The organism is Azospirillum isscasi, from assembly GCF_030849505.1.
Classification (GTDB): domain Bacteria; phylum Pseudomonadota; class Alphaproteobacteria; order Azospirillales; family Azospirillaceae; genus Azospirillum; species Azospirillum isscasi.
In genome coordinates this window covers 18,784-29,742 of record NZ_JAUJFI010000062.1, presented here as the reverse complement: position 1 = coordinate 29,742, position 10,959 = coordinate 18,784, and the positions used below count along the sequence as shown (strand labels likewise).

Annotated in this window: 9 protein-coding genes; 6 read left to right on the top strand and 3 right to left on the bottom strand. The window is 68.6% G+C overall.

Annotated features, from left to right (window positions below; all coding sequences use genetic code 11):
- The 4 genes from QSG27_RS14280 to QSG27_RS14265 all read left to right on the top strand — a co-directional run.
- A partial coding sequence (locus QSG27_RS14280) for a VTT domain-containing protein (RefSeq protein ID WP_306707190.1) occupies positions 1–1,569 on the top strand: 1,569 nt, incomplete at its 5' end.
- Positions 1,566–2,378, top strand: coding sequence for an endonuclease/exonuclease/phosphatase family protein (locus QSG27_RS14275; RefSeq protein ID WP_306707188.1), 813 nt, complete (start codon positions 1,566–1,568; stop codon positions 2,376–2,378). The genes QSG27_RS14280 and QSG27_RS14275, both read left to right, overlap by 4 nt.
- A gap of 145 nt (positions 2,379–2,523) precedes the next feature.
- Positions 2,524–3,063, top strand: coding sequence for a hypothetical protein (locus QSG27_RS14270; protein ID WP_306707186.1), 540 nt, complete (start codon positions 2,524–2,526; stop codon positions 3,061–3,063).
- Positions 3,064–3,361: 298 nt separating this feature from the next.
- Positions 3,362–4,582, top strand: a complete 1,221-nt coding sequence (locus tag QSG27_RS14265; RefSeq protein WP_306707185.1) for a polyhydroxyalkanoate depolymerase — start codon at positions 3,362–3,364, stop codon at positions 4,580–4,582.
- A gap of 46 nt (positions 4,583–4,628) precedes the next feature.
- Here QSG27_RS14265 and QSG27_RS14260 read toward each other — a convergent pair whose 3' ends face one another.
- Positions 4,629–5,714, bottom strand: a complete 1,086-nt coding sequence (locus QSG27_RS14260; protein WP_306707183.1) for a COX15/CtaA family protein — start codon at positions 5,712–5,714, stop codon at positions 4,629–4,631.
- Positions 5,715–5,907: 193 nt separating this feature from the next.
- On the opposite strand from QSG27_RS14260, the gene QSG27_RS14255 reads away from it, so the two are divergent.
- Positions 5,908–9,402 carry a pyridine nucleotide-disulfide oxidoreductase gene (locus QSG27_RS14255; protein WP_306707181.1) on the top strand — a complete coding sequence of 1,165 codons (3,495 nt, stop codon included), beginning with the start codon at positions 5,908–5,910 and terminating at the stop codon, positions 9,400–9,402.
- 53 nt (positions 9,403–9,455) lie between these two features.
- On the opposite strand, the gene QSG27_RS14250 is transcribed toward QSG27_RS14255, so the two are convergent.
- Together QSG27_RS14250 and QSG27_RS14245 are read right to left on the bottom strand one after the other, a co-directional pair.
- Positions 9,456–9,947 carry a lysozyme gene (locus QSG27_RS14250; RefSeq protein WP_306707179.1) on the bottom strand — a complete coding sequence of 164 codons (492 nt, stop codon included), beginning with the start codon at positions 9,945–9,947 and terminating at the stop codon, positions 9,456–9,458.
- 140 nt (positions 9,948–10,087) lie between these two features.
- The gene (locus tag QSG27_RS14245) at positions 10,088–10,351 is read right to left on the bottom strand and encodes an usg protein (RefSeq protein WP_306707177.1); all 264 of its coding nucleotides are present in this window, start codon (positions 10,349–10,351) and stop codon (positions 10,088–10,090) included.
- Between the two features lie 297 nt (positions 10,352–10,648).
- Between QSG27_RS14245 and groES the strand changes: the two genes are divergently transcribed.
- Positions 10,649–10,939, top strand: a complete 291-nt coding sequence (gene groES, locus QSG27_RS14240; RefSeq protein ID WP_109329221.1) for a co-chaperone GroES — start codon at positions 10,649–10,651, stop codon at positions 10,937–10,939.
- The last annotated feature ends 20 nt before the right edge of the window (positions 10,940–10,959 follow it).

The window sequence follows — 10,959 nt, the reverse complement described above, 5'->3', positions numbered from 1 at the left end:
GGCGGCGTTCTGCGCCCCCGGCGCCGGCTGCGGCTGAAGGCGCGGCGGGCCGGGCCGGACAGCCCCGACCCCTGGCCACCCCAGCTCGCCCCGCTGCTGAAGGGCATGCCCGTCGGCATCGCCCGCACCGAACCCGCCTACAACGGGCGCGACGAGGTGCGGGAGGTCGAGGCGCTCTACGCCGCCGCCATCGCCTCGGCCCGGCGCTTCATCTACATGGAGAGCCAGTATTTCGCCTCCGTCGCCGTGGCCGAGGCGCTGAAGGCGCGGCTGGCCGAGCCGGACGGGCCGGAGGTGGTCATCGTCAACTCCGCCCGCACGACGAGCTGGCTGGAGAACGCCGTCATGCTCGGCGCCCGCGCCCGGCTGGTGAAGGAGCTGCGGGAGGCCGACCGGAACGGGCGCTTCCATTTCTACATCGCCCGGACCGGCGGCGTCGGCATCACCGTCCATGCCAAGGTGATGGTGGTGGACGACCGGCTTCTGCGCATCGGCTCGGCCAACCTGAACAACCGGTCGATGGGGCTGGACACCGAATGCGATCTGGCGCTGGAGGCCCCCCACGGGCGGGAGGAGGGGCGCGAGGCGCGGCACGCCATCGCCGGGGTGCGCGACGATCTGATCGCCGAGCATCTGGGAGTGGCGCCAGAAAGCGTGGCGGCGGAGCTGCGCCGCTCCGGCTCGCTGGTCCGCACGGTGGAGGCGCTGCGCCGGCCCGGCGGGCGGACGCTGGAATTGCTGGAGGACGCCGACCCCGGCCTGCTGGCCGCCGCCGTCGCCGATGCCAAGGTCTTCGACCCGGAACGCCCGGTCGGCGCGGTGGAGATCGTGCGGCGCGTCCTGCCGTCGCGCATCCCGCGGCGCCATCATTGGCTGGCGCTGGGCATCATCCTGGCGGTGGCCGGCGGGGTGTGGGGGGTGTGGAACCACACGCCGCTGCGCGACTGGGCGACGCTGGACGCGGTTCTGGACGCCTTCGGGCGGCTGCGCGAGTCGGCCTTCGGGCCGCTGTGGCTGATCCTGCTCTATGTGGCGGGGGGCTTCGTGCTGTTTCCGGTGCTGCTTCTGATCGCGGCGACGGCCATCGCGCTGGGGCCGTGGATGGGCTTCCCGACCGCGCTGGCCGGGGTGCTGGCCTCCGCCGCGGCGCTGTTCTGGGTGGGCCGCCTCGCCGGCCAGCGCCCCATCGAGCGGTACGGCGGGGCGGTGGTGCGGCGGGCCAGCGCGGCGCTGGGCGAAAGCGGCGTGCTGGCCATGGCGGCGCTGCGGGTGGTGCCGGTGGCGCCCTTCACCGTCGTGAACCTCGTCGCGGGGGCTTCCCGCATCCGATTTCTCGACTATCTGTTCGGAACGGTGCTGGGAATGGCGCCGGGAATCCTTGCCTTCAACCTGCTCGGGCACCAGCTTGAGCGTGTGCTGACGGACCCGACGCCCGCCGACATGGCCCTTCTCGGGCTGGTGGGGGCGGTGGCGCTGGGGCTGGGCTGGGCCGGCAACCGGCTGGTGCGGCTCCTGGGAACCGGAAGGCCAAGCACGAGACTGGCAGCCAAGGGAGACCAACAGCGGTGATCCGATTCAGCCGAGAGCGTGTGGAGCGGATCGCCTCCGCGCTGCGCGCCGCCCGCGTCCGCCGCCCGAAACGCCGCGTGGACAGCCGCAGCGGCACGGTTCCGGACGGCATGGCGCCGCTGCGCGTGGCGACCTGGAACATCCACAGCTGCGTCGGGCTGGACGCGCGCTTCGCGCCGGACCGAATCGCCGAGGTCATCAAGGAGCTGGACGTCGATCTGGTCGGCCTACAGGAGGTCGGCTGGCACCACCGCGGCGAATCCGGGCTGGACCAGTTCGCCTTCCTGGAACGGGCGACCGGCCTGAAGGCCCACGCCGGCCCGACCAAGCACAACGCCCACGCCCATTACGGCAACGCCATCCTGACGCGGCTGCCGGTCCTGCGATGCGTGCCCATCGACCTCAGCGTCGGACGGCGGGAGCCGCGCGGCGGCATCGACGTGATCGTGGAGGTGCAGGGGCGCCCGGTGCGCATCATCGTCGCCCATCTCGGCCTCGACCCGTGGGAGCGGGCGCGGCAGGTGGGCGCCATCGTGGACCTGCTGGAGGAGCAGCCGGCCCTCCCGACCCTGTTCATGGGCGACCTCAACGAATGGGCGCCCAATTCCCCCCGGCTGCGCAAGCTGGCCGAGGCGTTCCCCGACTGGGCCAGCCCGCGCAGCTTCCACGCGCGGATGCCCACGCTGCGGCTCGACCGCATCTATGTGAACAACGGGCTGACCATCCCGGCCTACGAGGTGGTGCGCACGGTGCTGACCCGCCGGGCGTCCGACCATCTGCCGGTGCGCGCCACCGTGGCGGTTCCGTAGGCCGGGTCCCTCCTTCACGCCATCCTTCCGTCGAACGTCCTTTCGGCATCGCTGCCTTCGGGCTTTCGGTCGTCCGGCAACCGTCTCCGGCCGCGCCGATCCCCGGGGTTGCCTCAACCGAATCCGTTCAGGGAGGAATGGCAACATGCCCAAGCTGTCGAAAACCGATGTGGAGATGAATTTTCTCGATCGGTATGGCGAATTGATTCCGAGCAACGTTCCTCCCGACAAACCGATCGATGACGATTTTACCGTCGACAAGATCAGCTTTGCGACATCGGCGTCGGGCTACTTCACGGTCAATGGAAGCCTTTATTTCAACAACACAAGAAGAATTCGCTTATGCCATAAAAGAAGGCCGAAAATTTCGAGTGCAAAAACAGGGCTTTCTCAATATTGCCTCAAAGAAAATGGTGCATTGTTTTATAAAGATTTTGAGGATGTTTTGAACAATGCACAGCTCATGAAAGCTCTGGCGAATATGAATGCGATTTCCACCGTCGCCCCTCGCAGCGGAGTGCTTTGTGAGTTCTGGGGAACGACCGGCCGGCACATTTCCCGTGGCCAGGTGATCGTCGTGAAGCTCACCCAGTTCCAGGTGAATCTGCTCTACATCGGCGGTGTGATGGAGAGCAACAGCCTGATGAAGACGTGCTGGCTGGCGGCGGATTTGGCGTATGTCTGACCGGTGGCCACAGGCCGCGTCATCCGCAGCATCGGACCGTCGGAAAACGGCGGCGCCGGTTCCGGCACGGGGCATGGCGCAAGGTGCCCCCTCCATCGGGCTTGACCCTTTTGCAGCGCGGCAACGCGCGGCCTGTTTCGCGCGGCGGACTGTTTCCCATGAAATTTTTTGCCCGACCCGGGGCGTCGGCTATTGACCTTTTGGGTAGGAGCCGGCCAGACTGTTTGTTGGTCATACGACCAATGACAGGCCACCCCAGCCGATCGGGCGTGGGATCAACCGCTTTAGCGAGGATCTGTTGCTCTATCATCTCTACGATCTCCAGCACGCCGCCCTGCGCCCGATGCGCCTGCTGGCAGAGGCCACCCAGCACACCTTCCAGAATCCCTTCAGCCCGGTCTCCTACACCCGCGTCGGGCGCGCCATGGCCGCCGGCGCGGAACTGGTGGAACGCACCACCCGCCGCTTCCCCAAGCCGGAGTTCGGCCTGAAGACCGCGCGGGTGGACGGCGGGACCGTGGCGGTCACGGAGCGCATCGCCCACCGCAAGCCCTTCTGCAACCTGCTGCATTTCGCCAAGCCCGAAGGCACGCCGGCGCAGCCGCGCGTCCTGCTCGTCGCCCCGATGTCGGGCCACCACGCGACGCTGCTGCGCGGCACGGTGGCGGCGCTGCTGGACGACCATGACGTCTTCATCACCGATTGGATCGACGCCCGGCTGGTGCCGCTGGCGCGCGGGCGGTTCGACCTGGACGACTACATCGACACGGTGGCGGAACTGATCCGGTTCCTCGGGCCGCAGACCCACGTCATCGCGGTGTGCCAGCCGGCGGTGCCGGTGCTGGCCGCGGTGTCGCTGATGGCAGCGGGGGACGAGGCGGTGCAGCCGCGCTCGATGACGCTGATGGGCGGCCCCATCGACCCGATGGCCAACCCGACCGTGCCGGTGAAGCTGGCCGCGACCCGCCCGCTATCGTGGTTCGAGCGCAACGTCGTCACCACGGTCCCGGCCTATTATCCAGGCGGCTTCCGTCACGTCTATCCGGGGTTCATCCAGCTTTCGGGCTTCATGTCCATGCATCTGGACCGCCACATCGGGGAGCATCTGGGCCTGTTCCGCCACCTCGTCCGCGGCGACGGCGATTCCGCGGAGCAGCACCGCCGTTTCTACGACGAGTATCTGTCGGTCATGGACCTGTCGGCGGAATTCTACCTGCAGACCATCGAGACGGTGTTTCAGAAGCACGCTTTAGCCAACGGCACCATGGAGTCCCGCGGGCGCCGGGTGGAACCGGCGGCGATCCGCAAGACCGCCCTGATGACAGTGGAAGGCGAACTGGACGACATCTCCGCCCCCGGCCAGACCGAGGCCGCCCACCGCCTCTGCGCCTCGCTGCCGGACGACATGCGGGGACGCCATTATCAGAAGGGCGTCGGCCATTACGGCATCTTCAACGGCCGGCGCTGGCGCGAAAGCATCATGCCGGCGGTGCGGGACTTCATCCGCAGGCACGATTGAAGCAAGTAAACCCCTCTCCCGCCCTGGGAGAGGGGACATCACCGCATCAGCGCTTCGGGCCGCCCACCGGGCGCAGCTCGTGGAGCAGCCAGACCAGCCCGGACACCAGCAGGATCGCGCCGGCCTGATGGGCGGCACCCAGCGGAATCCACACGAAACTCAGCAGCGTGGCGATGCCCAGCCCGATCTGGACCAGCACCATCGCCGCGGTCAGCAGCGCCACCCGCCCGGCCCGGCCCGGCAGGTGGGCCACCCACACCCGCAGGGCCAGCCCCAGGATCACGACGCCGGTCAGCAGGGCCAGCGCCCGGTGGGTCAACTGGATGGCCGCGGTGTTCTCGACGACGTTGATCCACCAGGGCGTCAGGTTGCCGACCTCCGGCGGGACGATGTGCCCGTTCATCAGCGGGAAGGTGTTGTAGGCCAGCCCGGCGTCCGTCCCGGCGACGAAGGCGCCCCAGACGATGGTCACGCCGGTCAGCCCCAGCGCCCAGCGCGCGTGCCGACGCAGCCGGTGCGACTCCGTGGCCCAGCCGGCCAGCGGCAGCGGGTCGAGCAGCCCCAGTGCCGTGCGCAGCAGCAGCCCGTAGATCAGGATCGCCGTGCCGAGATGCAGCGCCAGCCGGTAATGGCTGACCTCGGGCCGGTCCACCAGCCCGCTCTTCACCATGTACCAGCCGATCACCCCCTGTAGCCCGCCCAGAAGGAACAGCCCGGCCAGCTTCGGCCACAGGTCGGCGGGGATGCGCCCGTTGACCCAGAAGCGCAGGAAGGGGATCAGGAAGACGAAGCCGATCAACTGGCCCCACAGCCGGTGGAACCATTCCCACCAGAAAATCCGCTTGAAGGCCGCCAGATCCATGGCTGAGTTGTAGATGCGGAATTCCGGCGTGGCCTGATAGAGACCGAACACGCGGGTCCACTCCGCCTCCGACAGGGGGGGAAGGATGCCGATCAGCGGCTTCCACTCCACCATCGACAGGCCGGATTCGGTCAGGCGCGTGATGGCGCCGATGACGGCCATGGCGAAAACCATCGCGCAGCAGACCAGAAGCCAATAGGCGATGGGGCGGGTGGAGGCGGGGGAGCGGACGTCTTTACCGGCGATGGCGGGAGCGGTGATGGCGGTCACGGACGGGCGGCTCCGGATGATGCGGAAAGGGTCCGGGGGGATAGGGACCTCCGGCTCATGTGGGGTGCGGCGCCGGCTGCGTCAAACGGACACGGGTTACCCCGCCGCGCCGGGGGCGGGTTTCGGGTTTGGACGGCGGGTCCCGGGTGTTACAAATATCAGTCTTACCAACGGCTTCGGATGCGGGGCGGCGATGGCGGACCTCACCCTCGGCTTCGGCGTGGCGTTCCACGAGCTTTACAGGCAGGACGGGCTGGCCCGGCTCGACCGCGCCTTTCTCGCCCGGCTGTCCGATGCGGACCTTCCGCTCGCCAACCGGCTGCTGTCCGCCCGCGCCCAGCCCGACGGTCCGGAGGCCAAGGCGGAAAGCGAGCTTCTGATCGCGCTCGCCCCCCATGCCGAGGATTTCATCGGCGACCTGTTCGGCATCCGCACCGCGCTCGACGAACTGCGCGCCCGCCACACGGCGCTGGCGCCGCTCTACACCGCCAAGCGCCTGTTCGTTCAGCGGCGCGCCGCCAAGGCGGTGAAGCCGGAGGAGGTGGCGGCGCTCGACGGGGCGGAACTGGCCGCCCGGCTGGAGGACTGGCTGGGCAGCCCGCTGACCGAGGCCGGATTCGCCCGGCAGGTGCTGTCCTGGATGGAGGACGAGGCCGCCCACGCCGACCAGTTGGACAGCGCCGCCCAATACGCCGCCTGGGCGCTCTTCAGCGAGGCCGGGCGTGCCCGGCACGGCGGCGGCGTTCTGTTCCAGGTGCCGCACCGCACCGACCCGGCGCATCTCGTGCCCGTGGAGACGGTGGAACGGCACGGCGTCACCATGATGCGGCTGCCCGACGGGGCGTGCCGCGAGCGGCAGGGCTTCCACCTGACCGACCCCGGCACCGATCTGGCCGGCGCGCTGGACGAGGCCAACTACTGCATCTGGTGCCACAACCAGGGCAAGGACAGTTGCTCCAAGGGGTTGCGCGACCGCAAGACCGGGGCGTTCCAGAAGAGCGCCTTCGGCGTCACGCTGGCCGGCTGCCCGCTGGACGAGAAGATTTCCGAGATGCACGCGCTGAAGGCGGACGGCGTGCCCATCGGGGCGCTGGCCATGGTGGTGGTGGACAACCCGATGTGCGCGGCCACCGGCCACCGCATTTGCAACGACTGCATGAAGGCGTGCATCTATCAAAAGCAGGAGCCGGTGGACATCCCGCAGGCGGAGACGCGCACGCTGAAGGACGTGCTGGAACTGCCCTGGGGCTTCGAGATCTACAGCCTGCTGACCCGCTGGAACCCGCTGGACCTGCGCCGCCCGCTGATGAGGCCGGACAGCGGCTGCAAGGTGCTGGTGGCCGGGCTGGGGCCGGCGGGCTTCACGCTGGCGCACCATCTGATGAACGACGGCCACACGGTGGTCGGCATCGACGGCCTGAAGATCGAACCGCTGCCCGCCGACCTGTCGGGCGTCCTGCCCAGCGGCACGCGGGTGCCCTTCCGGCCCATCCGCGACGTGCGCGACCTTTACGACCGGCTGGACGAGCGGGTCATGGCCGGCTTCGGCGGGGTGGCCGAGTACGGCATCACCGTGCGCTGGAACAAGAATTTCCTGAAGGTGATCCGGCTGCTGCTGGAACGCCGGTCGCGCATGACCATCATCGGCGGGGTGCGCTTCGGCGGCACGCTGACCATCGACGGGGCGCTGGAGCTCGGCTTCGACCACATCGCGCTGTGCATGGGGGCGGGCAAGCCGACCGTCGTGCCGATGGCGAACGGTCTGGCCCGCGGCGTGCGGCAGGCGTCGGATTTCCTGATGGGTCTGCAACTGACCGGGGCGGCCAAGGCGGACAGCATCGCCAACCTCCAGGTCCGGCTGCCCATCGTGGTCATCGGCGGCGGGCTGACCGCCATCGACACGGCGACGGAGGCGCTGGCCTACTACCCCGTCCAGGTCGAGAAGTTCCTGTCCCGCTACGAGGTTCTCGCCGCCGAGCGCGGGGAGGCGGCGGTGCGCGCCCGCTGGACGCCGGACGAGGCGGACCTGGCCGACGAGTTCCTGGCCCACGCCCGCGCCATCCGGGCGGAGCGTCTGGCGGCGGGGGACGAGGGGCGGGAGCCGCGCGTGACGGCGCTGCTCCAGTCCTGGGGCGGTTCGACCATCGCCTACCGGCGGCGGCTGATCGACAGCCCCAGCTACACGCTGAACCACGAGGAGGTGGCGCACGGGCTGGCCGAGGGCATCCGTTTCCTGGAATGCGCCGCCCCGCGCGGGGTGGAGATCGACGAGGCGGGGGCCGCCCAGGCGCTGCATCTGGCGATCAGCCCGGTCGGGCCGGACGGGGTGGTGGCCCCCGCCGCGGTGGACGCGCGCATCCCCGCCCGCACCATCCTGGTCGCCGCCGGCACCCAGCCGAACACCGTCCTCGCCCGCGAGGAGCCGGAGTGGGTGGAACTGGACGGGCGCTGCTTCCGCGCCATCGACGAGGACGGCAAGCCGGTGACCCCGGAACGGCTGAGCAAGCCGGCGCAGGTCCATGTGCTGATGGCCCGTGCGCCGGATGGGCGGTTCCTCAGCTTCTTCGGCGACCTGCACCCGTCCTTTTCCGGCAATGTGGTGAAGGCGATGGGGGGGGCGAAGCGCGGTTATCCGGTGGTCAGCCGCGCGCTGGCCCGCCGGGCGCCCACCGCGGTCACGCCGGACGCGCTGGTGCGGCGCCTGAACGCCGAGTTGCGGCCCCTGGTGCACAGCGTCTCCCGCCTGACCCCGACCATTGTCGAAGTGGTGGTGAAGGCCCCCGCCGCGGCGCGCCGTTTCGAACCCGGACAGTTCTACCGGCTCCAGAATTTCGAAACGCTGGCGCAACGGATCGGCCGGACCACGCTGGCCATGGAAGGGCTGGCCCTGACCGGCGCCTGGGTGGACAAGGCGGCCGGGCTGCTCTCCCTGATCGTGCTGGAAATGGGCGGCTCGTCCGACCTCTGCGCCCTGCTGAAGCCCGGCGACCCGGTGGTGGTGATGGGGCCGACCGGCGCCCCGACCGAGATCCCCGAGGGGGAGACGGTGGCCCTGGTCGGCGGCGGGCTGGGCAACGCGGTGCTCTTCTCCATCGGGCAGGCCTGCCGGGCGCGCGGCTGCAAGGTCGTCTACTTCGCCGGCTACAAGCGGATGGAGGATCGTTACAAGGTCGAACAGATCGAGGCCGCCGCCGACCGCGTCGTCTGGTGCTGCGACGAGGCGCCGGGCTTCGCGCCTTCCCGCCCCGGAGACCTGACCGTCGTCGGCACCATCGTCGAGGCCATGCGCGCCTACGCGGCGGGCGAGCTGGGTCCGGTGGACATCCCGCTGGAGACGGTGGACCGCATCGTCGCCATCGGGTCCGACCGCATGATGGCGGCGGTGGGGGCGGCCCGGCACGGCGTGCTGAAGCCCTGGCTGAAGCCCGGCCACGCGGCCATCGGCTCCATCAATTCCCCCATGCAATGCATGATGAAGGAGATCTGCGCCCAGTGCCTGCAACGGCACATCGACCCGGTGACGGGAGAGGAGACGGTGGTCTTCTCCTGCTTCAACCAGGACCAGAGCCTGGACCGGGTGGACTTCGCCGGTTTGAACCAGCGGCTTCGCCAGAACGCCGTCCAGGAGAAGCTGACCGCGCAATGGATCGGCCGCGGCCTGCGGCTGACCGGCCAGCGCAAGGAATGAGCGGGAATCGCCCCCCTCTCCCGTGGCGGGAGAGGGGGGCGATTCCGGTCCGATCAGGCGCCGGTGGCGGTGCTGACGGTCGCCTGGGGCTGCGCCGCGGTGGAGCCTTCGAACAGGTCGGCCTCGGCGGCGCGGCGCTTCACCAGACCCGGAAGCTGCGTCTTCACGCCGTTGACCGTGGCGTAGACCCAGCGGCCGAACTGGCCGGCGGCGCCCTCGAAGTCGCCCTGGTTCAGCAGGCGCAGCAGCGTGGACTGCTGGAGGCTGCCTGCGCCAAGGTTGAACACGAAGGAGGCGAGCGCGCCGCGCTGCTGCGGGTTCAGCGCGACGGTGACCAGCTTGTCCACCTGCGCGGCGGCGGAGGCCAGATCCGACGCCAGGAAGTCGTCGGCCTGCGCGGAGGTGATGGTCTGGCCCATCTTGACCCCGGCGGTGTGGCCGTAGCCGATGGTCGGCACCCCCGCCGGGCACAGGTAGGCGTTGAGGTACAGCCCCTCGAAGTGCTTCACAAGGTTGACCGCTTCTTGGCAAACCGGCGTCGTCATGATCGTTGTTCCCCCAAGCTTTTCATGGACGTGCATCGGCACGGCGAATTCGTGCTTAGGGGAAGGTATCCGAAGCAGCCGATACCTAAAAATAGTTTATTTTTTCACACATACCCGTATGAAGGGAGTTCCGGCGGGCGTCAGTTCCAGCGGAACTCCGCGGCCACCGCGCGGGCTTCCCCCGGGGTGATCAGGCGGTTGGTCGCCAGCTTCACCGAATGCAGCTTGCCGTCCAGGTTGGCCTGCCAGAAGTCCAGGAACCGGCGCAGCACCGGATAACGGGGGGCGATGTCCAATTCCTGCCAGAGATAGCTTTGCAGCAGATGCGGGTGGTCGGGCATGTGGTACAGAATCTCCGCCGTGGTCAGGCGGTAATCGCGAAGCTGAAGCCCCAGACTGGTCATGCTCTGCCTCCGTGATGGTGGAGCCGGTGGCGTCCTTCCGCTGATTCTCCATGAACCTTTTGCGAAAGTGTGCCGTTCGCGGATGCGGGAAGCAACAAAAATTTTTCTTCTATTTCAATGCTTTAGCAGCAAATGAGGGCGACTGCTGCCAGGAATCGCACCGATTGTCCCAATGTCCCTCTTGAATCGAAACGGCAGCTCGATTAGCTGTCTGGCACTCGCCGGGGGAGAGTGCTAACAGCCCCGACCCCGGCGCCAATCCTTTCATCAATAAGCCTTGATCCAGGAGGCATCCCCATGAAGTTCCGTCCGCTGCACGACCGCGTCGTCGTCAAGCGTCTGGAGTCCGACACCAAGACCAAGGGCGGGATCATCATCCCCGACACCGCGAAGGAAAAGCCCCAGGAGGGCCAGGTGATCGCGGTGGGTCCGGGCGCCCGTGACGAGAGCGGCAAGGTCGTTGCGCTCGACGTGAAGGCCGGCGACCGCATCCTGTTCGGCAAGTGGTCGGGCACCGAGGTGAAGATCGAGGGCGAGGATTTCCTCATCATGAAGGAATCCGACATCATGGGCGTCATCGAGGCCTGAGCCTCCGCCCGCGCCGAGCG

Excerpts from the sequence above, each read along its gene's own strand:
- QSG27_RS14270 (WP_306707186.1), top strand. The coding sequence starts at position 2,524 with ATGCCCAAGCTGTCGAAAACCGATGTGGAGATGAATTTTCTCGATCGG.
- QSG27_RS14255 (WP_306707181.1), top strand. The coding sequence starts at position 5,908 with ATGGCGGACCTCACCCTCGGCTTCGGCGTGGCGTTCCACGAGCTTTAC.
- QSG27_RS14250 (WP_306707179.1), bottom strand. The coding sequence starts at position 9,947 with ATGACGACGCCGGTTTGCCAAGAAGCGGTCAACCTTGTGAAGCACTTC.
- QSG27_RS14245 (WP_306707177.1), bottom strand. The coding sequence starts at position 10,351 with ATGACCAGTCTGGGGCTTCAGCTTCGCGATTACCGCCTGACCACGGCG.
- groES (WP_109329221.1), top strand. The coding sequence starts at position 10,649 with ATGAAGTTCCGTCCGCTGCACGACCGCGTCGTCGTCAAGCGTCTGGAG.